Genomic DNA, 22,890 nt, shown 5'->3' with positions numbered 1-22,890 from the left:
CATCCAAGGATTCCCACACCGCCGGGTCGGTGGTGGCGGTGCGGGTGATCAGCATCCGCACCACCCGATAGTCGATATCCCCGACCGCGAACCGCGCCGCCACCTGAGGCAGTTTGTCCCGCAACACCCGGGCATGATGAATCTGGGTGCCGGCCCGACCGCGGCTGATCCGCATCGCCGCCGAAATCTCGGCCCCCACCGCTTCAAACGGATCGGTGGTCCAGAAAATCGACTCGGCCAACTCCTGTTCGCGTAGCGTGTCCAATTCCCCGATCGCGGCCAACCGGCCCGCGATCGCCACCGACTCGGCCCGCGCCGCAGCGCTGACCGCATCGATCAGGTCGGCAGCGGAACGTTCGAACATATGATCGAGTATGCCACCCCGGTACGACATTGATTCTGACAACTGGTTTCGGGTGACGATGGTCTTGCCCGTTCGCCGCTGGCGATGACCCGTCGTCCGACACGTCGGAATGAATCGAGCCGGACTACTCAGAATGCTCCCGCGCACCGTGTAGGTCGATCACCCCGGCCCGGACCAGGATCAGCACGCTGACCACAAGCACCCAGATCGGGAAAGCCAGAACGATCCACATGCTGACATTGCCCGCCACCAGAAGGCCCACTGCGACGAGGTATGTCGTGTACACGAGCGGGCGCGGCATCAATCCGGTCTTCAACCAGATCGTCGCCAACGACATCATGAACACGGCGGCCATCCGAACGCCGTATGTCTTGCTCAGCGCCATCAGCACCATCTGCCCGAACGTGGCGACATGGCTGTAGGCAGTGGCGTCGGAAATCCCCGCCCGGCTGGCGATCAGCCCGGCGCCCACAGCCGATGACACGAACATCATCGCCAAGAACAGGATTCCGCTGCCGAGGAAGACCGACGAGAAGAACCGGTCCTCGTAGCGACCGAAGCCGTCGCGCACCACCCCGATGAACCACAGGAACGCGATACCGGCGAACGGCATCAACACGGAAGCCACCCGCAATCGAGTGGTCGCGCCGTCGATCCATTGCGAACCGGGCTCAGCTCCTTCGGGCAATGCCGTGCGGATCAATACCAGGGCCACGCCGAACAGCACCGCGAACAGTACGCCCGCCGAGGCAGCTGCCCGCGGCGTGGACAGGCGGTGCAGATGTTGTTGGACCACAGGGTCATCGTGGCATTCCGGCCGCACATCTGCGCTGACATTCGGCCGCCTAGGATGACCGGGTGTCACTCGACGGGAAAACCGCGTTGGTCACCGGAGCAACGAGCGGCATCGGCCGTGCCACCGCAACGCTTCTCGCCGAACGCGGTGCACATGTCCTGGTGAGCGGTCGAGACCGTGGCCGCGGAGCGCAAGTGGTGACCGAGATCCGTGCCGCCGGTGGCACCGCCGACTTCCTCGGCGCGGCACTGACCGACGCCGCCAGCGCTCATGCCTTGATACGGGACGCCCTGTCAATGGCTGACCAGATCGACATCCTGATCAACAACGCCGCCATCGCAGTCTTCGGACCCACCGCTGCCATCGCCGAACAAGACTTCGACGACTGCTACCACCTCAACGTGAAGATTCCGTTCTTCCTCGTCGGCGCGGTAGCACCAGCCATGGCCGCACGCGGCGACGGCGCGATCGTCAACGTCAGCACCATGGTGTCCCAGTTCGGCGCGCCCGGTTCGGCAGTGTATGCCTCTTCGAAGGCCGCGTTGAACCTGCTGACCAAATCTTGGGCCGCCGAGTACGGACCCAAGGGCGTCCGCGTCAACGCCATCGCCCCGGGACCGACGCTAACCGAGGGAACGACAGCTCAGTACGGCACCGATCGTCTGGCCGCGCTCGCCGCCCAGGCACCGGCGCGACGTGTTGCCGATCCCGCCGAGATCGCCAAAACCATCGGGTTTTTGGTCAGCGACGACGCCAGTTTCATCCACGGCGCGGTGCTGGCAGCCGACGGTGGACGCACCGCGATTTAAGGTTCAGGGCTGGCCAGGCAACAATCTGAGCATCAGACCGTTGGCCTCGGCGAGCAGGTTCTCGTCCGGATCTCGCAATTCGGCATTCACAAATGCCTTGCGCCCCTCGGCCTCTCGTACCCAGCCACGTGCCGTCAGCACGGTGTCGATCGGTGTCACCTTGCGGTAGTCCACATGCAGGAAGGCCGTGCGGCTGATGGGTCGGCCCGCGGCGTGGATCACCATGCCGAACACCGAGTCGAACAGCAACGGCAGCACACCGCCGTGCACCGCATAGTTGCCGCCGACGTGGAACCGGCTGAACTCCACCTTCAATTCGACACCCTCGGGCTCGAACTTCGACACGGTCCACGGCGGCATCAACAGGCTGCCCGCGCCCGGAAGCGACGGCACCCGGTTGGCCGGGCCGACGCCCTCGGGGGCCTCATACGGGCCGAGCAGCTTGACCAGTGCCTCGGCGCGGTCGGCGGCCTGCTCCCAGGTGTCGCCGTCCGGGTTGGCCGACACCGCGAGGTCCTGCGCGCGGCGCATCGCGGTGAGAAAACGTTCGAACCCCGGCCCGGGATCGGCCGGCTTGAATACCGGGAATCCGCCGTGCTGTTCGAAGACCGATGGTTCGTCGCTCACTTGGCGGCCAAGATGTCGCGTCGCACAATGGTCTGCTCACGTCCGGGACCCACACCGATGCACGAAACATGTGCTCCGGCAAGCTCTTCGATCCGCAGCACATAATCTTGCGCCTTGGCAGGCAGATCGGAGAACTCGCGCGCCCCGGAGATGTCCTCCCACCAGCCCGGCAGCTCTTCGTAGATCGGCTCGGCCCGGTGGATGTCGGACTGCGTCATCGGCATCTCGTTGGTGCGCTTGCCGTCGACCTTGTAGCCGACGCACACCGGCACGGTTTCCAGGCTGGACAGCACGTCGAGCTTGGTCAGGAAGTAGTCGGTGATGCCGTTGACCCGGGTCGCGTACCGCGCGATCACGGCGTCGAACCAGCCGCAGCGCCGGGCCCGGCCGGTGGTCACACCGACCTCACCGCCAGTCTTGGCCAGGTAGGCACCGTGCTCGTCGAACAGCTCGGTCGGGAATGGGCCGGACCCGACCCGAGTGGTGTAGGCCTTCAGGATTCCCAGCACCGTGGTGATCCGCGTCGGACCGATCCCGGAACCGACAGCGGCGCCGCCCGCGGTCGGGTTCGACGAGGTGACGAACGGATAGGTGCCGTGGTCGACGTCGAGCAGGGTGCCCTGCGAGCCCTCCAACAGCACGGTTTCGCCGCTTTCCAGGGCTTGGTTGAGCAGCAGGCGGGCATCGGCGATGCGGTGCTTGAAACCCTCGGCCTGAGCTAGCAGGTTCTCCACCACCTCGGCCGGCTCGAGCGCCTTGCGGTTGTAAATCTTGACCAGCACCTGATTTTTGAATTCCAGTGCGCCCTCGATCTTTTCGGCCAGCAACTGCTCATCGAGCACGTCGGCGACCCGGATCCCGATCCGGGCGATCTTGTCCTGGTAGCAGGGGCCGATGCCGCGGCCGGTGGTGCCGATCTTCTTGCTGCCCGCGTAGCGCTCGACCACCTTGTCGATGGCCACGTGATACGGCATCAGCAGATGTGCGTCGGCGGAGATCAGCAGGCCCGAGGTGTCGACGCCGCGATCTTCCAAGCCCGACAGCTCGGTGAGCAGCACACCCGGATCGACCACCACGCCGTTGCCGATGACGTTGGTGACCCCCGGCGTCAGGATGCCCGACGGGATCAGGTGCAGTGCGAAGTTCTCCCCGGTGGGCAGCACGACGGTATGCCCGGCGTTGTTACCCCCCTGGTAGCGAACTACCCACTGCACACGTCCACCGAGCAGATCGGTGGCTTTACCTTTGCCCTCGTCGCCCCATTGGGCGCCGATGAGGACGATTGCCGGCATGGCGTAATCTCCCGCCTTATCTTCCGCACTAATGTGATGCAGCCGGTAGGCCACCTTATCCCAGCACACGCCAGGAACACATTTGTCTGACCGCAAGGAGCAGTTTTGACCACCTCAGACGGGGTTGCGGTGGTCGGCTCGGCGCGCGTTCCCCGGCCGCTCCGCGACCTGCCGAGAGTTGATGTCGACGACCTCGGTACCCACCGCAGACTGGTCGTGACCGGCGGTGAAGCCGAGCTCGCCGCCGTGCTCAGTGCGTTGCTGCGCGCCGATCGGCTCGACGTCGAGGTCGCCACGGTCACCGGCGGATGGTCGGCCCGCCGCGCACTGCGCGCCCCGGCCCGGCGGGTCCCACTGATCCGCGACGAAACGGGAACGGTGCTGGTCAGCGCCGCACAGTGGCGGGGGGTAGACGACGCGGCACTCCAGGGCGAGGCCATCGTCGACGACGTCGTGCTGTTCGACGGAGAGGCGCCAGGCGTCCGGATCGAGCCCACGTCGAACATGCCGGGGCTGCGTGCGAGCGTGTTGACGGACCGCGGCCGGCCGCGCCACTGGGTGTCCGGTCGTGCCGCGCAGCTGGGCAGCCCGGGTGCACAGGTGATCCGCGACGGGGCGCCCGCGCCGCGGACCGTGCGACGCTCGACGTTCTACCGGCACACCGAGGGTTGGCTGCGCGTGGGCTGAGCCCGGCCCGCAGCCGGTAGCGTCGAACCGTGAACATCCGCCCGCTGCATCAGTCGGTACGGCCGAGCCCGGTGTTCCTGGCCGTCGTCGCGCTCACCGCCGCGGGCGGGGCGGTGGCCTGGTTCGCCGCCGACAACGTCAAGCCGCTGTCCTACGTCGGCGTCTTCATACTGGTCATCGCGGGCTGGCTGGTCTCGCTGTGCCTGCATGAGTTCGGCCACGCCTTCACTGCCTGGCGATTCGGCGACCACGATGTTGCGGTCCGCGGGTATCTGACGCTGAACCCGTTCAAGTACTCCCATCCGCTGCTGTCTCTGGGTTTTCCGGTGCTGGTCATCGCGCTCGGCGGGATCGGGCTGCCCGGCGGGGCGGTGTATGTCCGCACCTCCTGGATGACAGCCCGGCAGAAAACCCTGGTCAGCCTGGCTGGTCCGGCGGCCAACCTGGTGCTGGCAGTCCTACTGCTCGGCATCACGCGGATCTTCTTCGATCCGGCCCACAGCGTGTTCTGGTCCGGGCTGGCCTTCCTCGGATTCCTGCAGGTCACCGCACTTGTGCTGAATCTGCTACCTGTTCCCGGGCTGGACGGTTACGGCGCACTGGAGCCGCATTTGAGCCCCGACACCCAGCGGGCACTGGAACCAGCCAAGCAGTGGGGCCTATTCATCCTGCTGATCCTGCTGTTCACACCCACGCTCAACCGCTGGTTCTTCTCGGTGGTGTTCTGGTTCGTCGACCTGTCCGGCGTGCCCGGCCAATTGGTGAGGATCGGCAGCCAGCTGACCCGATTCTGGTCCGCCTGGCTCTGAACTTCCCCGCGCGACGAGGTCAGCGCACTTGCCACATATGCGTACTTCCGCATATATTTCGGGCATGGGTGCCGGCCACGATCACAGCCACAGCAGCGATACCCGCGTCAGCAGGATGGTCATCGCCGCGGCGATCCTCAGCGCGTTCTTCGTCCTTGAGCTGGTCACCGCGCTGCTGATCAACTCGATCGCCCTGCTCGCCGACGCCGGCCACATGCTCACCGACCTGGTCGCCATGTTCATGGGCTTGACCGCGGTGTTGCTCGCCAAGCGCGGCAGTACATCCCCGGCCCGCACCTACGGCTGGCACCGGGCGGAGGTCTTCACCGCCGTGGCCAACGCCGCCCTGCTGCTGGGTGTGGCGGTCTTCATCCTGTACGAGGCCTTCGAACGCCTCGGCAACGCGCCCGAAGTCCCCGGCGTACCCATGATCGTGGTGGCGCTCGCCGGCCTGGCCGCCAACGCCGTCGTCGTGATGCTGCTGCGGTCGCAGTCCAAGGACAGTCTGGCCGTCAAGGGCGCCTACATGGAGGTCATGGCCGACACCGTCGGCAGCATCGGCGTGCTGATCGCCGGCATCGTCACCGTCACCACCGGCTGGCCGTACGCCGACGTCGTGGTCGCGGTCCTCGTCGCCCTGTGGGTGTTGCCCCGGGCCATCGCATTGGCCCGCGCCGCGCTGCGGATTCTCAGCGAATCATCCCCGCAGCACATCGACGTGAACGAACTGCGGGCAGCGCTCGAATCTGTGGACGGCGTGACCGGCGTGCACGACCTGCACGTGTGGACGCTGGTTCCCGGCAAGGACATGGTCACCGCGCACCTGACCAGCAGTGCCGACACCGCCCGGGTGCTCGACGACGCCCGAGCGGTACTGAACGCGCGCGGCCTGGCCCACGCCACCGTGCAGGTGGAGCCGCCCGACTCCGCCGACGACTGCTCGTGCGAGGCGAAAGACTAGGGCTCTCAGGCCAGGCCGAGCTCGCCGCGCGCGGACGGATCACAGTCGTCGAGCAGATCGAGGCACCGCTGGAACTCGTCGGTCTCTCCGATGTCGTCGGCAGCCTGCGCCAGCGCAGCCACACACCGGAGGAATCCCTGGTTCGGCTCGTGGGCGAACGGCACCGGCCCGAAACCCTTCCAGCCGTTGCGCCGCAACTGATCCAGCCCGCGGTGATAACCGGTGCGCGCATACGCATACGCGGTGACGGCCTTGTCATCGGCGAGCGCCTTCTCGGCCAGCACAGCCCATGCGATCGACGCCGACGGGTGGGCGGCGGCCACCACGGCAGCCTTCTCACCCGCAGCCAATTCGTCCTCGGCCTCGGGGTCCCCCGGAAGGAGCACCGGATCCGGCCCCAACAAATCACCCATCCGTGTCATGGGCCTATTGTGCACCGACCGATAAGCTCCACCGGTACCGACGTACGGGAGGACCGCAACAGGGATGTCGAACCCAACGGAACCTGACGAGGGCCGCACCGAACGGATGCCGGATGTGACCGATCCGGCCACTGAGATCATCGGCTCAGCCGACGAGGTCACCGAGGCCGTGGCGCGCAGCGAAGAGCGACGTTTCACCGCGCCTTCCGGATATGACGAGTCCACCCGGAAGATCGACACGCCTCCCGACCCGGAGACCGAGATCTTCGCGCCACCCGACGACAGCGATACCGTCGCTGCCGAGGTTACGAAAGGCGCCGCCCCGCAGGTCATCCCGCCGCGCGAGGAAGCCGATCAGGCACCGCAGCCTGCCACCCGCCGCAGCTGGGGGTGGGTGGTCGCGGTCGTGCTGGTGATCGCCGCACTGGTGGCGATCGCGGTGCTCGGCACCGTCCTGCTGACCCGCGAATCCTCGCCGGGCGCCTCCCAGGAGGACGACGTGCGCGACACGATCCAGAACTTCGACTCGGCGATCCAACGCGGAGACCTGGCCACCCTCCGGTCGATCACCTGCGGCACCACCAGCGACAACTACGTCAAATACGACCAGAAGGCCTGGGACGAAACTCACGCCCGAGTGGCGGCGGCCAAGCAGTACCCCGTGGTGGCCAGCATCGACCAGGTGATCGTCAACGGCGACCACGCCGAGGCCAACGTCACCAGCTTCATGGCGTTCGCCCCGCAAACCCGCTCGACCCGCAGCTTCGACCTCCAGTTCCGCGACAATCAGTGGAAGATCTGCCAAGCGCCCACCGGTTAACCTGATCGCGTGAAGCTGCGAGGGCCCAAGCTCTGCTGCTGGCGCAATACGACGACCAGCCCGAATTCAGGAAGCTTGCGGATCCCAGGGGTCTCGCCTGGACCGGTTATGTTCGACTCCCGTTGTGGCGAACGGTTTTGACCGATTCCAGCGCATGTACTGCCGCGGCGGCTGCCTGTACGGCGCTGTTGATCGAAATCTCGCCGCGCATACCGGGTGCCGCGACCATATCGCCCACCAGGTACACGCCATCACCGCGATCGATCGCCGGCCGGTCCCGCCACGTCTCACCGGGCAGATCGAGGGCTCCGGTGCGGCCCTGGGCAACTGCAGTGCGCTCGAATGTGGTGCGGCTACGCCAATCCGGCAGAGCAACGTCAGCCAGTCCGGCGAGCCGCCGGTGCGCGTCAGCATGCGATTCCGTGTCCCGCACGGGCATCTGGAGCTGATAGAGAGCTTCGCCGGCCGGTGCGGTGCTGGCGTCTTGCATCGAGTAACTCTCGTGGAACCCGCCCTCGTCGAGGTCGAACACCAGATTCCGATCACCGCGGCGCGGCGTGACGGCGATGTCCAGCAATGCCGCGTGCCCGCTGCGCCAGCACAGCGTGTCATCGCGCAGCAACGTGCGTGCGGCCGCCAGCTCGGTAGCCACGATCACCGGGCCATCGGACGGGAGATCGCTGACCCTGGAGCCAGTTTCGATGACGACGCCCAACTCACGGGCTCGTGCTGCCATCCGGTCGATCACGGTCTGCCAGCCGCCACGCACCCAGCGAATCGCTGGCACATTCGGGCCGAGGACACGCTGAAACAGTTCCCACACGAAGGCGGCCGACAAGCCCCCCGTGTTCGCGTCATAGGTCACCACGCTGATGGCGTTAGCCATCCTCGACGCCGACACCTCACCCCAATGATCCGACGCCCAACTGTGAAAGTCCTGGTCGACAGGGGCTTTCAGCCACCTGCGGGTCTGCGCGCCCAACATCCGCAGCGGAGGCAGGGGGCGGATGCGCCCGTCGACCCGGAACTGCAGCAAACGTACCGCGTCGCGAGCACCCGGCCAGCCCAACCCGCTGACGAATCCGCGCTTCTTCAGCCACGCGTAGTGCGGGCCGTCGGCGTAGAAGACATGTGCACCTTCGTGGGCAACGTATGGCGCCGGCGTAGCTCGGCCACGCCCACCGACGGTGGTGTGCGCCTCGTACAGGCGCACCGGAGCACCGGATTCGGCCGCGGCGATGGCGGCGGTCAACCCGGCCAACCCGCCTCCGATGACGGTGAGATTGGTGTTATTCATGGTGTTTGCCTCCCAGATGCTGTGATCGCCTTGACGTTAGTGCCGGGCTGAGCCCCGGAAGGGCGCCACATTTACGGCGATTTCGGGTACCAGTTCGGGGCCCGAGGTGCACTCGACTCGCGTTGATGACAGTCGAAGATCCCCGATTTTGTGGGTTTCAGATCACGGCAAACGTAGGCAACGTGCGCCAGCGGGTGTGCGCGTCGGTCGCCGCGTGGAGGTGGGCAGTGGCTCCGCTGCCGCCCAGCTGGCTAGGCACCGGTGACGCTGCGCCCGGCGCTGTGCAGGTCGTTGCAGGCCTCGACGACGCGCTCGGCCATCGACGCCTCGCCCTTCTTGAGGTAGCTGCGCGGGTCGTAGACCTTCTTGTTGCCCACCTCGCCGTCGACTTTGAGTACGCCGTCGTAATTGGTGAACATGTGCGCGGCCAGCGGGCGGGTAAAGGCGTACTGGGTGTCGGTGTCGACGTTCATCTTCACCACGCCGTACTTGAGAGCATCTTCGATCTCGGACTTCAGCGAACCCGACCCGCCGTGGAAGACGAAATCGAAAGGCTTTGCATCGCTGGGCAATCCGAGTTTGGCCGCGGCGACCCGCTGCCCCTCGGCCAACACCTCGGGCTTGAGCACCACGTTGCCCGGCTTGTAGACGCCGTGCACGTTGCCGAATGTCGCAGCCAGCAGGTAGGCACCCTGCTCACCGGCGCCCAACGCGTCGATGGTCTTCTCGAAATCCTCCGACGAGGTGTAGAGCTTCTCGTTGATCTCGGCCTCGACCCCATCCTCCTCACCGCCGACCACGCCGATCTCGACCTCGAGAACGATCTTGGCTGCTGCCGCCAGCTTCAGTAGCTCCTGTGCAATGGTCAGGTTCTCGTCGATCGGGACAGCCGAACCGTCCCACATGTGCGACTGGAACAGCGGGTTGCGGCCCGCGGCAACCCGCTCGGCCGAGATGGCCAGCAGCGGCCGTACATAGGTGTCCAGCTTGTCCTTCGGGCAGTGGTCGGTGTGCAGGGCCACCGTGATCGGGTACCTCTCGGCAATCACATGGGCGAACTCGGCCAACGCGACCGCTCCGGTCACCATGTCCTTGACGCCGAGCCCGGAGCCGAACTCGGCCCCGCCGGTGGAGAACTGGATGATGCCGTCGCTGCCTGCATCGGCAAAGCCCTTGATGGCGGCGTTGATCGTCTCCGACGATGTGCAGTTGATGGCCGGGAACGCGAAGGAATGCTCCTTGGCCCGGCCCAGCATCTCGGCATAGACCTCAGGCGTGGCGATCGGCATGGCTTGTCCTTCCATCTGGACGCGAGTTATCGCAGGTGAAGACCGCTGGTGGGGCCCAGGTACCCTTGGGAGTCGTGATCGACACCGCCCTCCCTGAGGCTACGACCAATCTGGCGCTCATGCCGGATTTCATGGATCCGCTGCACCTCATCGGATCCTTCGGCACCTGGGCCCTGGTGGGCATCCTGGTGGTCGTCTTCGTCGAGTCCGGGGTGCTGTTCCCGGTACTGCCCGGCGACTCGCTGCTGTTCGTCGCGGGCATGCTCGCCGCGGGCACGGCCGCCCAGGGGACGGCGGTGGACGCCAACTTCGCCCTCTGGCAGTTGCTGGTGTTCATCCCGGTGGCGGCGATCCTCGGCGGCCAGGTCGGCTACCTCATCGGTCGGTTCATCGGCGTCGAGATGTTCAAACCCGACGCCCGGGTGCTGAAGCAGAAATACCTCGACGAGGCCCACACGTTCTTCGAGCAGCGCGGGCCGTTTGCGATCGTGATCGCCCGTTTCGTGCCGATCGTGCGCACCTTGGCGCCCATCGTCGCCGGCGCGGCGAAGATGCGCTACTCGGTGTTCACCACGTTCAACGTGCTGGGGGCGATCGTGTGGGGCGTCGGCCTCGTAATGCTCGGCTACTCGCTGGGCCAGTTCGAGATCATCCAGAAACTGCTCGAACCGATCTTCATCCTGATCGTCGTGGCCTCGGTGGCGCCGATGTTCATCGAATGGCTCAAGCGCCGCCGGGCCGCGAAGAAGGCCGCCGCCCCTCAGGCCTAGCCGAGGCTCAGCGCGGCTGCGAGCTCACGTAGCGCCGGCCGGGGGTCAGCCGTCGGGCTCTCCCCCAATGCCTGCACGACGACGTGATCAGCGCCGGCATCGAGGTGCGCGGTGATCGTCGCGGCCGCCTGCTCGGCTGAACCCATCCCGACCAGGCCGCGGGCCAGCCGATCCGATCCGCCGCGCACCAGGTCGGATTCGTCGAAACCCTGTCGCAGCCATGAGTTCCGGTAGTTCGGCAGCCCGCTGTAGACCTCGAGGTGCTTGTGCGCCCGCGCCAGCTGGTCGGCGTCGTCACCGCCGATGGCCACTGCCTGCTCGGACACCACCCAGCGATCCTGTCCCAGGATCTCGCGCGTCGTCGCGGTGTGCTCGGGCGTGACCAAATAGGGGTGGGCGCCGTCGGCGTGCGTGCCCGACAGCTCGATCATCTTCGGGCCGAGAGCTGCCAGCAGTCGGGGCGGACGCCCGACGCCCGGTTCGATCTGCTCGGGCACCGCGGCCATCCGCTCGAGATAGGTGCGCATCGTGGCCAGCGGCTTGGCATACGTTCCGCCGAGGCCGTGTTCCACCAGAGGCCCGTGGCTGACGCCCAGGCCGAGCACGAACCGTCCCGGATACAGCGCGGTCAAAGTCCGCGCTCCGGATTCTGCGGCCGAGGGCACCCGGACGTGAATGTTGGCGATACCCGTGCCGACGACGAGACGCTCCGTGGCGGCCAGGAACGCCGCCGACTGGGTCAGGGCCTCCTTGCCGACCACCTCCGGCAGGAACAGCGAGCCGAATCCGAGGGACTCGATCTCCCGCGCCACCTCCTGCGCGTCCGGCATGGACCAGGTGTCGCTGGCCCACCACACACCGATTCGGCTGGGAAAATCGATCTTGGCTCGTGTCACTGACCACTCCTCAATTCACTCGGTTCGTTGTGCTCGTGATGTATGCGTCCACCGGTCTCGGTGAGCGGCTTGCCGGTGCCGCCCCACCGTTGGGCGATGATTTCCGCGGCGATGGACACCGCGGTTTCCTCCGGTGTCCTGGCGCCCAGATCCAAGCCGATGGGGCTGGACAACCTTGCGAGTTCACCCTCGGTCAGACCGGCCTCCCTCAGCCGGGCCAGCCGGTCGTCGTGTGTGCGCCGCGACCCCATCGCACCGATGTAGCCGATCGCCGGCAGCCGCAACGCCACCTCAAGCAACGGCACGTCGAACTTCGGATCGTGGGTGAGCAGGCAGATGACGGTACGGCCGTCGACGGCTCCCGCGCCGGCTTGCGCGGCCAGGTACCGGTTGGGCCAGTCGACGACGACTTCGTCGGCGGTCGGGAACCGGGCAGCAGTGGCAAAAACGGGACGTGCGTCGCACACCGTGACCCGGTAACCGAGCAATGACCCCTGCCGGGCCACGGCGGCCGCGAAGTCGATCGCACCGAACACCAGCATCCGGGGCCGCGGTGCGAAACTCGCGACGAACACCTCCATGCCCTCACCGCGGCGCTCCCCGTCGGGGCCCAACGTCAGCACCCCACTGCGTCCGGTGTCGAGCAGGCCGCAAGCATCGTCGGTGACCGCCCCGTCCGCGCGGGCCGAGCCGAGGGTGCCGGTCACCTCACCGGACCGGATGACCAACCGGCGTCCGAGCCATGTCGGATCGGGATGTGCGATGACGGTCGCGGTAGCGGCGGGTTGATGGGCCTCGATGTCGCCGACGAGCGCCTCCAGTTCCGGGAACGTGCGCCGGGACACGGGCTCGACATACACGTCGAGCACACCGCCACAGGTCAGACCCACGGCGAAGGCATCGTCGTCGCTGACCCCGTAACGCTGCAGCACCGGCGTGCCGGCGGCGACCACCTCGGCGGCCAGTTCGTATACGGCACCTTCGACACAGCCGCCCGACACCGAACCGGTCACTGTGCCGTCGGGGGCCACCACCATCGCTGCCCCGGCCGGTCGCGGCGCGGAACGGAACGTGCGCACCACCGTCGCCATGCCCGCGGTGCCGCCGGCGCGCCAGACGGCCAGCAGCTCGGCGAGCACATCTCTCACGATGCCTAACCTAGCCCCCGCTGAGCGTCCGCTCAGTACGGGGCCGTCGCCGCCGTCACTCGGCCAGGGTGTGTGCGGCTTCCATCAACATCCAGCCCGAAACCTGAACCGACAGGTCACGTTCGGGGATCGCCGATGCGCTCACCGCACCGTCGACGAACTGCGCTTGCTGGCCTCCGGCACCGGGCACCTCGGCGGTCCGGTCCCAGAACGCCGCGAACAGCGGCAATCCGTCCACGGTCTGGCGGTTGTCCCAGGCCGCCTGCGCGGACTTGAGCACAAGCGAGCGCGCCGTCTCACGCGCGGCCTGGTCATCGGCCGTGTCCCCCGGCAAGGTGTTCGCCACCAGCGCCAGGTACCGCGCCGTGATGCCGTTGAACAACCCACCGTCACCACCGCCGGCGCCTTTGATCACACCGTCGGTGGACATCTCCTTGTCGACCGCGGCCACCAGACGGCGTACCCGCTCGGCGTGGCGGGTGTCGTCGGTACGGACCGCCAGTTCAACCTCCAACCCGAGAACCACGCCCTGGCAGTAGGTGTACTGCGCCCGCACCATCGAGCCGGCCTTGATGCCGTCGAACACCAGGTGGGTTTCGGGGTCGATCAGGGTGTCATCGATCCAGTCGGCCATCTGCTGGGCTCGGCGCAGCCGGTCGTCGTACCGGGCCAGGAAAATGCCGGCCGGGCCGTTGGCCGGGGCATTGAAGAACTGGTCTTGTTTGCGCCACGGAATCCCGCCGCCGTCCTCGGGCACCCAGGCATCGACGAACTGTGCACACAATTTCTTGAGCGCGCGAGATTTCTCGACTCCGACCAGTCGCCCGGCCCGTTCGAGCGCCAGCGCCAACCAGGCCATGTCGTCGTAATAGCTGTTGGTCCACGACAGGTTGTTGCGCAACCAGTGCCCACGGATCTGGCGCTCGATTCGGGTTTGGCGCTCCGGCTGGGGATCGCGCACCTGCGCGTCGACCAGAGTGTCCAAAAGGTGCGCCTGCCACCAGTAATGCCAGGTTCCGAACTTGCGGTACTTGCCGGTCGATGGCCAGGCCACCACCCCGAGTTGAGTGCCCGGCAGGCCCCAGAGCTTCTTCAGGTGCCGTTGGTTGATAGCAGCTTCGGCGCTGGCCGCACGGTTAGCCCATAGCTGATCCATGCTCCCGATCCTGCCTTACCAGGCCTTCGAATTGGCGGCATGGCGAAGTGATGTCCGGGTGCCGGTCCAAAAGCGCGCCGTTGCCACCCGCCCCGCGCCATAGAGCCGAAGTCAGATTTTCGCTTGATTGATAGCCACCGTCTATACATTGGGGGCCATGGAGCTGCGCCACCTCCGCTATCTGCTCGCGGTCGCCGACCACGGCAACTTCACCCGGGCGGCCGAGGCCCTGCACGTATCGCAACCGACACTGTCGCAGCAGATCAGACAGCTCGAACGCGAGGTCGGCGCACCACTGCTGGACCGCTCCGGGCGCACCGTCCGCCTCACCGACGCCGGTGCGGCATACGCCGGGCACGCCCGACTGGCCATGCAGGGTCTCGATGCCGCCGCACGGGCCGTCCACGATGTCCAGGATCTGAGTCGCGGACACCTGCGGATAGCGATGACGCCGACCATCACCGCCTATCTGATCGGTCCGCTGGTGCGCGAGTTCCACGCTCACCACCCCGGTGTCAGTCTGGCGGTCATCGAGACCACTCAAGACCTGATCGAAGCCGACCTGCTCGCCGACCGCATCGACCTGGGCATCGCGTTCGCCGGCCGGCACGCCGCCGGGGTCACCGCGTCGGCCCTGTTCTCCGAGACGCTCAGCCACTGGCACTGCTGAGCCGAGATTTCGCAACCCGCGGCTACATCGACGATTATTTCGCCGCCCACGAGGTCACGCCCCACATCGCGATTGAGGCGAATTCCATCAGCGCTCTGCTCGAGTTCGTCCGCCTCGGATCACTGGCGACAGTGCTTCCCGACGCGATCACCCGGGTTCACGCCGATCTGCATCCGATGCTGCCGGCTCCGCCGCTGCCATCACGCGAGGTCGTGCTTCTGCACCGGGCGGCCGGATATCAGACCGCCGCCGCGCGAGCCTTCATGACGACAGCCAAGCGCCATTCCTCAGCCTTCGAAAATCGATAGGCACTGACTATGACTTTGATGGCAACTAAGTATTGGACGCTATAGCCCCAGCGGGGCAGGGTGGTTGTCATATCCCCGGTCGAGCGAACCGATACGGCCAACCCCCACGCAAAGGACCCCGAATGGTGCACGCCCAATTTGACCCGACTGCCCGCCAGGCCCTCGCCGCCGCGGCGGTAGAGGCCAAGACCCGCAAGGATCTCACCTGGCAGCAGATCGCCGACGCGGCCGAGCTTTCGCCGGCGTTCGTGACGGCTGCCGTGCTGGGCCAGCACGCGCTACCCGCGCAGTCGGCCGTGGCAGTCGCCGCGCTGCTCGGCCTCGACGACGACGATGCGCTGCTGCTCCAGACCGTCCCGACCCGCGGTTCGATCCCCGGCGGAGTCCCCACCGACCCCACCATCTACCGCTTCTACGAGATGCTGCAGGTCTACGGCACCACGCTCAAAGCCTTGATCCACGAGCAGTTCGGAGACGGCATCATCAGCGCGATCAACTTCAAACTCGATGTGCGCAAGGTCGCCGACCCAGAAGGCGGAGAGCGTGCCGTCATCACACTCGACGGCAAATACCTTCCGACGAAGCCTTTTTGATCACCAGGCCTGCGAGAAATCTGCGTGACGAGTGATCCACGCGTGCATCGCTATTCCCGCCGCGACTCCGGCATTGATACTGCGGGTCGAGCCGAACTGCGCGATGGAAACCGTGACGGCCGCCCCGGCCTGGGCCTCCGGCGTGATGCCCGGGCCTTCCTGGCCGAAGATCATCAGGCAGTCGCGAGGTAGCTCGGTCTGTTCGAGCCGCACGGCGCCGGGCACGTTGTCCACCGCGACCACGGTCAAGCCGGCGTCAGCGGCGAAGGACAGAAGTTCGGCGGTGGTGTCGTGATGGTACAGCCGTTGGTAGCGGTCGGTCACCATCGCGCCCCGCCGGTTCCACCGGCGCCGCCCGACGATGTGCACGGTGTCGACGGCGAAGGCGTTCGCGGCACGTACCACCGCACCGATGTTGGCATCGTTGCCGAAATTCTCGATCGCGATGTGCAGCGGATGCCGCCGGCGATCGATATCGGCGATGATCGCCTCCCTGGTCCAATACCGGTAGGCGTCAACGACATTGCGGGTGTCCCCGGCGCTCAGCAGCTCGGCGTCATACCGTGCGGCGTCGTCTCCGTCGGGCAACGGCCCCTCCCACGGTCCCACTCCCGGGGACTGTCCCCACTCGGTGGGGCCGACGGCCTCAGCCACCGGTGGTCCACAGGGCAGCGTGGGTGCCGATCACCGAAACCGAGGCATACAACAGGGCAGCGGTCATCTCTCCCTGCGTACACAGCGAGGCCCGAACGTTGACGGCGTCACGTGAGGCCTCCGGCAGGATCAGCACCGACGAGCCGTATGCCGAGCAGGCGCGGCTGAGTCCGGGCGGCGGCAGCGACGGGCCGGCCACCACCATCAGCGGACCGCCGCGCTCCGCCGCATCGTCTGCGTAACGCTTTGCCGCACCGTCGATCTGGAGACCAAGAAGCATGTACCCCTTGCCGTTGAAGGCGGTGGGGTCGCCCATCGCCGCCGGGGCGAGTTGCCCTCCATCGGCACTGAACGCGTCGACGCTGGTGGACCTCATGGTGACGCCCGCATCGTTGACGTTCGTGGGCAGCACCCCCACCGGGAAAGCGGCCGGGTAGGCGATGGTGGTGCCGGCAATGCGCTCACGCGGCGAGTACACATACACCCCGCGAACCTGACTCTGGTCCCGCTGCGGTCCCAAACATACTGTGCCGCTGAGCTTGTCAGGCGCGGGCGCAGACAGCGGCCGCAGCCCCAAGTCGGCGATGCCGTCACAGCCGTGCAGCGCATCGGCCTCGATCGGATGCGCCAGCGCGCCGTACAGGCCGAACCGGATGTCCTCGGGTTTGGCATGGGTGTCGCCCGAGGCAGAGCCCTCGACGTCGACCAGCACACGTTCGGAGTCGAACCGCAGATCCGACAGCTTCAGATGCCAGCCGAGAATGTCCAGCGAATCACCGAACACAGCTGTCGACGCTTCATATGTGCGCGCCGGTTGATCGGATGTGCAGCCCGCGGTGACGGCGAGAAATACCGCCATCACCGCGGCGATCAGCGCACGCACTGCTACAGCACCCAAGTTCTGTTGCGCCCGCTAGCGCTGGTAGTGCGGGGCGTGACGCCCGTTGCGTGCCGGTGGCGGAGTCCGACGAATCGCGTCCGGACGGCCGGGCTCCTGGCGCGGCTGCGTGTAGCGGCTGATGTCACCACGTCCGGGGGCCGCGTCGGCCCGGCCCGGAGGTAGCTCCCGACGCCCGGCCGGGGTCGGGGCCAACGGACGGCTGGGCGAACCCGCGCGACGCGCCAGCGCAGCTTGGCTGCCCTGACCCGACTGCGGCGCCACACCGTTCTGCGGAAGCGGCGGCAGCACTCGGAGCAGATCGTTGAACTGGCGCACGGTACGCAGCCCCTCGTCCCATTGGGCGCGGGTGCTCGTGACCGGCATGCTGACGAGCGTCCAGTTCTGCTCGTTCCACATGATCTCGGCGCAGTCGGGCGCGGTGTGGGCGAACGTGACCATCCGGCGGTCGCAGGCGCGGCGAGCGGCGTCGAGGTTGGTGGAGTACACCATCCGCGGGCCGATCGCGCCGAGCAGCCAGATATCGCTCTCGCGGGGCTCCTTGATGCCCTTCAATCGCAGATCGACGACGACGTTCGTGCCGACCTTGCGGTGCAGCGCGATCACTGTCGCCACCTCTTCGATGTCGAAGATGAACACCGCCTCGCCACGGATCTGGCCGAGTACGACGTTCTTGGCCGTGACGTCACCGACGGTCGACATCACCCCGCGCTTCCAGCGCTTGAGGATCTCGTTCGACTCGTGCTCGTAATCGAAGCCATGCGACTTCGCCCACGACTTGCGGCGCCGTCCCAACCCACGTCGACGGTCGATGTCGACGTACAGCAGCACCGCCGCACCCACGAAACAGAGTGCGGACAGCGTGAACCAGAGCGGGACCATCGGGCATAGCCTACTTGTTGACCGCCGGAATGCCCCAGCCTTGTGAGGTCACAACCCGATCACTGGTGATCAGAGCGCCGTGACCGAGGTGCTTCGAGGTACGTGACGATCGCATTCGTGAGTCCGCGCCGGGCCACGTCGAGGTCGGTATACGTACCGAGTTGCCGCTCGGAGGTGATGCCGCGCATCGCCCCGGGGATGAAGGAGGCAACCTCACGGACCCGCTCGGGGTCGACGTCAAGGTCGGCGAAGGCTTGCTGGCAGGTTTGCAGCCAGCTCTGCCCCCATGACGACAGCTCGGCCGCGGTCTTCGGATAGAGCCGTTCGAGCTCGGCATGGTCCCGCGGCAGCGCCGCACGCAGGTTCTCGATCGCCCGGGAGTCGCTGGCGGTCAATCCGTCGTAAAGCAGGTCGATGATGCCTGCGACGCGCTGACGCAACGGCGCAGTGTTGTCGTGGTGGCTCAGCATGCCGGCGCGGCGCTCGGCGGTGCGTTGCAGGACGGCGGCCCAGAACCCATCGATGTCACCGAACTGGTATTTCACGGCGCCCCAGGTCGCGCCTATGTCCTTGGCGATCCGGTTGGCCGAGACCGCACCCGGGTCGCCGGTGGCCAGGGCCTTGCGCGCGGCCTCCAGCATGCTCTCCCGGGTGGCTTCCCCGCGCCGGTTGGTGCGGCGCGCAACGACGTCGGCGTCGGTCATCTTCGACAGGCTACCCCGTTTTCACAGAACCCTCTTCCAAACTTTCACAGAACCTCCTACCATTCGCGTCATGGCCAAACCTCCGTTGTCGATGAAGCCGACAGGTTGGTTCCAAGTCGCCTGGTCGGACCAAGTCGACGCCGGGGCCGTGCACGCCATGAAGTACTTCGGCGAGGAGATGGTCGCCTGGCGCTCGGAATCCGGGCAGGTGACTGTCATGAACGCCTTCTGCGAACACCTCGGCGCTCACCTGGGGTTCGGCGGCCACGTGGTCGGCGAGGTCATCCAATGCCCGTTCCACGGCTGGCAATGGAACGCCGAGGGCCGCAACGTCTGCATCCCATACCAGGACCGGCCCAACCGCGGACGCCGCATGCGCACCTACCCGGTGGTGGAGCGCAACGAGGCCATCTACATCTGGCACGACACCGAAGGGCGGGAGCCGTTCTTCGACGCCCCGGACGTGTTCGCGTCGTTCGCCGACGGCAGCAGCGCCGCCGACTACTACCCCCAGCAGCGGCTGTTCCGTGAAGGACTCGAGCTGCATCCGCAGTACGTCCTGGAGAACGGCGTCGACTTCGCGCACTTCAAGTTCGTGCACCAGACCCCGATCGTGCCCGTGTTCACCCGCCACGACTTCGCCGCACCCATCTCCTACGTCGACTTCACCATCACCTTCGAGGGCGACGATCAACAGTCGATCGACGATGTGAGCAGCGGCGTCGAGGCGATCAACGGCGGTCTGGGCATCGCCGTGACCAAGAGCTGGGGCATGATCGACAACCGCGCCATCTCAGCGGTCACCCCCGTCGACGAGTCCACCTCCGACGTTCGGTTCATGGTCTACATCGGCCGAACCCCCGGCAAGGACAGCCCTCGTGCCGCCCAGCGGGCAGAAGAATTCGGTGATGAGGTGATCCGCCAGTTCACCCAGGACATCCACATCTGGTCGCACCAGCGCTATTCCGATCCCCCGGCGCTGGCGACCGCCGAGTACGAGGGCTTCACCGCAATCCGCAAGTGGGCCATGCAGTTCTATCCGGACGGTCTCGGCGGTAGTGCCGCGGACCTGGCACGAGAGGCAGACACCGTATGACCGAAAAGATCCGTGTATTCCAGGTGGCCACCGGCAACGTCGGCACCGAGATGATCAAGCGCATCGGCAAGCGCCCCGACCTGGAGCTCATCGGATTGCATTGCTACACAGCGGAAAAGGTGGGTCGCGACGCCGGTGAGATCGCCGGGATCGATCCGATCGGAGTGACCGCGACGGGCTCTGTCGACGAGATCATCGCGGCGCGTCCCGACGTCCTGACCTTTCACGGCGTATTCCCTGACGAGGACCTCTACGTGAAAGTGCTTGAGGCCGGTATCAATATCGTCACCACCGCCGACTGGATCACCGGCTGGCACCGCGACACCAACCATCCCCACCCGTCCGGCAAGCCGGTGTCACAACTGCTGGCCGAGGCATGCGAGAAAGGTGGGTCGACGTTCTACGGCACCGGCATGAACCCCGGCGTCAACCAGATCCTGGGCGTGGTGTGTTCGGCCGATGTCGCCGAGATCGAGAACGTCACCACCATCGAATCCGTCGACGTCTCATGCCATCACAGCAAGGACACCTGGATCGAGGTCGGCTACGGCATGCCTGTCGACGATCCGTCGATCCCGTCGAAGTTGGAGAAGTACACCCGGGTGTTCGCCGACAGCGTCCTGATGATGGCCGACTGCTTCGGGTTGGAGCTCGACGAGGTCAAGTTCAGCTATGAGCTCGGTGCCTGCACCAAAGACGTCGACCTGGGTTGGTACACGCTGCCCAAGGGATCGTTGGGCGGCAACTACATCAAGTACCAGGGCCTGGTCGACGGTGTGCCACGCGTCGAGACCCACCTGGAATGGCAGATGACCCCGCACACCGATCCCAGCTGGGATATCAAGGGCTGCTACATCACTCAGATCAAGGGCGATCCGTGCGTCTACAACAAGCACATGATCTTCCCGAAACCCGGCGTGGATCTGTCCGACCCGGACTCGTTCGCCTCGATCGGCATGACGGTGACCGGGCTGCCCGCCCTCAACGCCATCGCCTCGGTGATCAAGGCCCCGCCGGGGCTGCTGACGAGCGCCGACGTGCCGCTGCGCGGCTTCGCTGGCCGGTTCGCTCTTTAGCGCGAACCCTGGCTGCGACGAGGCAGTTGCAGGCCTCCGAATGATCTGCAGGCGCCCGTCAGCGTGAGCCTCGCAGTTCTTTGGCGCCGGCCACCAGGAATTCGGAGCACCATTCGGAACCTACCTTGTTCGCCCAAGACGGGAGCTTCTCGGGATGGTCGTCGAAGGTGAGTGCCAGCTGCACTAACGGACCCACAACGTCCCCGAAAAGGCGGGCGAACGCCGCCTCGGTGTTCGGCCCTGTGCCGTCAGTCCAGGTTTTCAGCGCGGTCGCGATAGGCTGTGTGCGATCTGAGGCAAGATATTGTCCGACGGCAAATACCGCCACTGACCGGTTACTGATACCGGCCTTGTTCAGCGCTACCTGCCAATCCTCCGATAGACGGCATTTGTCATAGTCTTCAAGGTCGACGCTGGGTGTTGCGACGCGCCGGTAATCCGAACGGAGCTGCTCGAGGAAATAATGTGCTGTTCTCGTCGCACTCGCCCGCCTGCTTGACGTATGCGGGGGTAACAAAGGCAAAGAGAACCGGTTGAGTCGATCGAGTTGCTCGTCGTACATCGCTGCAACCATCGACGCGATCGGCAGCATGACCCACGACCAAGCCGCCGAGCCCGGGTCCGTGCTCGGCTCGCAAGTTTTTCCGGCCTGTAGCCGGAGCACTTGGGCGTCCAGTGCGCTGTCAGCTGCCATCGGTGATTCCGATGATAGTCGCCAGGGCGTCGGCCAGCACGGGTAGACGGGCCATCAAAAGGTCCTGCTGCTGGTCATCGCCCTGTTCGTTCTTATTTGTTAACGCATCTGTGACCACTCGTAGCACCAGGACCCGCCACCCTAATCTCAAGGTGTCGAGCGCCGACGCGAGCCCGTACGTCTCCATGTCGATCAGAACGGGATCTGGCAAGTAGGTCGCGCAGTGTGCCAGCGCCTCACCGTACGTCCATTCCTCCTCCTCGAAAAACGGCGTCCCAGTGTGGTCCCGGTTGGCCGGCGGTGGCGCATTGGGCGCGGGTGGAACCGTGATCACCTTGTCGGTGGCAAGCACGTAAGCATCGGGGATTGTCAGCAATCTCAGGCGGCCGGGCGCGGTCGCTGACCCAGACGGTAGCGCGATAGAGCCAAGCGGCGCCTGCACAGAATCCGCAGTGTGCACGATCCACTTGTTCTTGAGCTTGACAACTTCACGGACAGAAGCGACGTCCTCGATTTGATCGCCGTCTGAATCATTGACCGGAGCACCGTCCGCCGTAGCAGCCGTGTCCATCGCGTTGGAGGTCGACGGGACCGTCTCGTTCGTAGAGGAGTCTAACGGGTCCTCGCCTGTTGCTGGCCTGACGCTTCCCAGCGACAGGTACGAAACGCGGGAAACTCGGTAAACCTGCCCGACGTGTGAGCCGTTCAGCGCGCCGCAGCAGCCGTAGAAGACGTAGTAGTCAGCCTCGGAGTGATCTATCGCCTCCCTTACGAGTTCCCTCGCCGCAGTGACGTTGCCTTGCACATTCAGATGTCTGTGCCGAACCCGGGCAACTCGGCCGTCCTGCAGCGTGGTCATGACTTCCAGCCGTCCGTAGACCGCATCCCACCGTGGGGCATCGGGTGGGCCTTCGGTGAGCCGTTCAAGGAGAGTTCGAACGGCTCGGTCCTCTGTGGCAGTGAAAGTGAATATCGCCACGTCGATGTCTGCCACGCCGTACATCATAAGTACCCGCCAGTGCCGAAACTCTGGATTCGCACGTAGCGCGAGCAATAGCTCCTATGTCAAGCCGCCACTGATTGTGGCGGCTTGACCGGGTTTTGGTGGTCGTTGCGGGGCGCGTCTTGGTGTAGTGCTTGGTAGACCCGGCGGGCGATGCGGCGTTTGACGC

At 66.0% G+C, this 22,890-nt stretch carries 25 protein-coding genes and 1 pseudogene; 10 read left to right on the top strand and 16 right to left on the bottom strand.

Going from position 1 to position 22,890, the window contains the following annotated elements; translation table 11 throughout:
* Together E0T84_RS30460 and E0T84_RS30455 are read right to left on the bottom strand one after the other, a co-directional pair.
* Positions 1-364: DUF222 domain-containing protein (locus E0T84_RS30460; RefSeq protein WP_138746327.1), on the bottom strand; the 364-nt coding region annotated here is incomplete at its 3' end.
* Positions 365-488: 124 nt separating this feature from the next.
* Positions 489-1,136, bottom strand: a complete 648-nt coding sequence (locus tag E0T84_RS30455) for a hypothetical protein (protein ID WP_070185580.1) — start codon at positions 1,134-1,136, stop codon at positions 489-491.
* 86 nt (positions 1,137-1,222) lie between these two features.
* On the opposite strand from E0T84_RS30455, the gene E0T84_RS30450 reads away from it, so the two are divergent.
* Positions 1,223-1,969, top strand: coding sequence for an SDR family NAD(P)-dependent oxidoreductase (locus E0T84_RS30450; RefSeq protein ID WP_138746326.1), 747 nt, complete (start codon positions 1,223-1,225; stop codon positions 1,967-1,969).
* Between the two features lie 3 nt (positions 1,970-1,972).
* Here the strand turns inward: E0T84_RS30450 and E0T84_RS30445 are convergent, their stop codons facing one another.
* Both E0T84_RS30445 and E0T84_RS30440 read right to left on the bottom strand, forming a co-directional pair.
* Complete coding sequence (locus E0T84_RS30445; RefSeq protein WP_070185568.1) at positions 1,973-2,596, bottom strand: PaaI family thioesterase; 624 nt, start codon at positions 2,594-2,596, stop codon at positions 1,973-1,975.
* Entirely contained in the window at positions 2,593-3,888 is a 1,296-nt protein-coding gene (locus E0T84_RS30440; RefSeq protein WP_070185567.1) for an adenylosuccinate synthase, read from the bottom strand. Before E0T84_RS30440 ends, E0T84_RS30445 begins: the two co-directional genes overlap by 4 nt.
* Before the next feature lie 105 nt (positions 3,889-3,993).
* Here E0T84_RS30440 and E0T84_RS30435 point away from each other — a divergent pair, with 105 nt between their 5' ends.
* The 3 genes from E0T84_RS30435 (at position 3,994) to E0T84_RS30425 (ending at position 6,345) form a co-directional block, all read left to right on the top strand.
* On the top strand, positions 3,994-4,575 hold the full coding sequence (locus tag E0T84_RS30435) for a hypothetical protein (protein WP_138746325.1): 582 nt from the start codon (positions 3,994-3,996) through the stop codon (positions 4,573-4,575).
* 29 nt (positions 4,576-4,604) lie between these two features.
* Positions 4,605-5,384, top strand: a complete 780-nt coding sequence (locus tag E0T84_RS30430) for a site-2 protease family protein (protein WP_138746324.1) — start codon at positions 4,605-4,607, stop codon at positions 5,382-5,384.
* Positions 5,385-5,448: 64 nt separating this feature from the next.
* Positions 5,449-6,345, top strand: a complete 897-nt coding sequence (locus tag E0T84_RS30425) for a cation diffusion facilitator family transporter (protein ID WP_070185564.1) — start codon at positions 5,449-5,451, stop codon at positions 6,343-6,345.
* Positions 6,346-6,350: 5 nt separating this feature from the next.
* Here E0T84_RS30425 and E0T84_RS30420 read toward each other — a convergent pair whose 3' ends face one another.
* Positions 6,351-6,767, bottom strand: a complete 417-nt coding sequence (locus E0T84_RS30420) for a DUF3151 domain-containing protein (protein WP_070185563.1) — start codon at positions 6,765-6,767, stop codon at positions 6,351-6,353.
* Positions 6,768-6,831: 64 nt separating this feature from the next.
* Between E0T84_RS30420 and E0T84_RS30415 the strand changes: the two genes are divergently transcribed.
* Positions 6,832-7,587 (top strand): DUF4878 domain-containing protein, encoded by a 756-nt coding sequence (locus E0T84_RS30415; RefSeq protein WP_138746323.1) that lies wholly within the window; start codon positions 6,832-6,834, stop codon positions 7,585-7,587.
* A gap of 106 nt (positions 7,588-7,693) precedes the next feature.
* On the opposite strand, the gene E0T84_RS30410 is transcribed toward E0T84_RS30415, so the two are convergent.
* Positions 7,694-8,884, bottom strand: a complete 1,191-nt coding sequence (locus E0T84_RS30410) for an NAD(P)-binding protein (protein WP_070185561.1) — start codon at positions 8,882-8,884, stop codon at positions 7,694-7,696.
* 251 nt (positions 8,885-9,135) lie between these two features.
* Positions 9,136-10,173: a class II fructose-bisphosphate aldolase gene (gene fbaA, locus E0T84_RS30405; RefSeq protein WP_138746322.1), complete on the bottom strand. Its 1,038-nt coding sequence runs from the start codon at positions 10,171-10,173 to the stop codon at positions 9,136-9,138.
* Positions 10,174-10,247: 74 nt separating this feature from the next.
* Here fbaA and E0T84_RS30400 point away from each other — a divergent pair, with 74 nt between their 5' ends.
* Positions 10,248-10,943 (top strand): DedA family protein, encoded by a 696-nt coding sequence (locus E0T84_RS30400; protein ID WP_070185560.1) that lies wholly within the window; start codon positions 10,248-10,250, stop codon positions 10,941-10,943.
* Here E0T84_RS30400 and E0T84_RS30395 read toward each other — a convergent pair.
* Genes E0T84_RS30395 through E0T84_RS30385 form a run of 3 tightly spaced genes read right to left on the bottom strand, consistent with a single transcriptional unit; the run spans position 10,940 to position 14,143 of the window.
* Positions 10,940-11,839: an LLM class F420-dependent oxidoreductase gene (locus E0T84_RS30395; RefSeq protein WP_110764925.1), complete on the bottom strand. Its 900-nt coding sequence runs from the start codon at positions 11,837-11,839 to the stop codon at positions 10,940-10,942. The genes E0T84_RS30400 and E0T84_RS30395 overlap by 4 nt on opposite strands.
* Positions 11,836-12,987, bottom strand: coding sequence for an XdhC/CoxI family protein (locus E0T84_RS30390; RefSeq protein ID WP_138746321.1), 1,152 nt, complete (start codon positions 12,985-12,987; stop codon positions 11,836-11,838). Before E0T84_RS30390 ends, E0T84_RS30395 begins: the two co-directional genes overlap by 4 nt.
* A gap of 55 nt (positions 12,988-13,042) precedes the next feature.
* Positions 13,043-14,143, bottom strand: a complete 1,101-nt coding sequence (locus tag E0T84_RS30385) for a glycoside hydrolase family 76 protein (protein ID WP_070947209.1) — start codon at positions 14,141-14,143, stop codon at positions 13,043-13,045.
* Between the two features lie 157 nt (positions 14,144-14,300).
* Here E0T84_RS30385 and E0T84_RS30380 point away from each other — a divergent pair.
* Positions 14,301-15,121, top strand: a pseudogene (locus E0T84_RS30380) (LysR substrate-binding domain-containing protein).
* Positions 15,122-15,243: 122 nt separating this feature from the next.
* Positions 15,244-15,714, top strand: a complete 471-nt coding sequence (gene cynS, locus E0T84_RS30375) for a cyanase (protein WP_070185555.1) — start codon at positions 15,244-15,246, stop codon at positions 15,712-15,714.
* On the opposite strand, the gene E0T84_RS30370 is transcribed toward cynS, so the two are convergent.
* The 4 genes from E0T84_RS30370 to E0T84_RS30355 are packed head-to-tail and all read right to left on the bottom strand — an operon-like array spanning position 15,715 to position 18,852.
* The gene (locus tag E0T84_RS30370) at positions 15,715-16,368 is read right to left on the bottom strand and encodes an RNA methyltransferase (RefSeq protein WP_138746320.1); all 654 of its coding nucleotides are present in this window, start codon (positions 16,366-16,368) and stop codon (positions 15,715-15,717) included. It lies immediately after the preceding gene.
* Positions 16,361-17,251: a hypothetical protein gene (locus tag E0T84_RS30365; RefSeq protein WP_138746319.1), complete on the bottom strand. Its 891-nt coding sequence runs from the start codon at positions 17,249-17,251 to the stop codon at positions 16,361-16,363. The genes E0T84_RS30370 and E0T84_RS30365 overlap by 8 nt, the downstream gene beginning before the upstream one ends.
* A gap of 30 nt (positions 17,252-17,281) precedes the next feature.
* A complete protein-coding gene (gene ttfA, locus E0T84_RS30360) occupies positions 17,282-18,148 on the bottom strand; it encodes a trehalose monomycolate transport factor TtfA (RefSeq protein ID WP_070185552.1) in 867 nt (288 codons plus the stop codon).
* 59 nt (positions 18,149-18,207) lie between these two features.
* Positions 18,208-18,852, bottom strand: a complete 645-nt coding sequence (locus E0T84_RS30355) for a TetR/AcrR family transcriptional regulator (protein ID WP_070185551.1) — start codon at positions 18,850-18,852, stop codon at positions 18,208-18,210.
* Positions 18,853-18,922: 70 nt separating this feature from the next.
* Between E0T84_RS30355 and E0T84_RS30350 the strand changes: the two genes are divergently transcribed.
* Positions 18,923-19,948: a Rieske 2Fe-2S domain-containing protein gene (locus E0T84_RS30350; protein WP_138746318.1), complete on the top strand. Its 1,026-nt coding sequence runs from the start codon at positions 18,923-18,925 to the stop codon at positions 19,946-19,948.
* The gene (locus tag E0T84_RS30345; RefSeq protein ID WP_138746317.1) at positions 19,945-21,024 is read left to right on the top strand and encodes a dihydrodipicolinate reductase; all 1,080 of its coding nucleotides are present in this window, start codon (positions 19,945-19,947) and stop codon (positions 21,022-21,024) included. The genes E0T84_RS30350 and E0T84_RS30345 overlap by 4 nt, the downstream gene beginning before the upstream one ends.
* Positions 21,025-21,082: 58 nt before the next feature.
* Here the strand turns inward: E0T84_RS30345 and E0T84_RS30340 are convergent, their stop codons facing one another.
* Entirely contained in the window at positions 21,083-21,718 is a 636-nt protein-coding gene (locus E0T84_RS30340; RefSeq protein WP_138746316.1) for a hypothetical protein, read from the bottom strand.
* The gene (locus E0T84_RS30335) at positions 21,708-22,712 is read right to left on the bottom strand and encodes a hypothetical protein (RefSeq protein ID WP_138746315.1); all 1,005 of its coding nucleotides are present in this window, start codon (positions 22,710-22,712) and stop codon (positions 21,708-21,710) included. Before E0T84_RS30335 ends, E0T84_RS30340 begins: the two co-directional genes overlap by 11 nt.
* Positions 22,713-22,890 lie beyond the last annotated feature (178 nt).

This window comes from Mycobacterium sp. DBP42 (assembly GCF_005924235.1).
GTDB lineage: Bacteria > Actinomycetota > Actinomycetes > Mycobacteriales > Mycobacteriaceae > Mycobacterium > Mycobacterium syngnathidarum.
The sequence above is the reverse complement of the archived record's forward strand: the minus strand, read 5'-3'. Positions and strand labels throughout refer to the sequence as shown.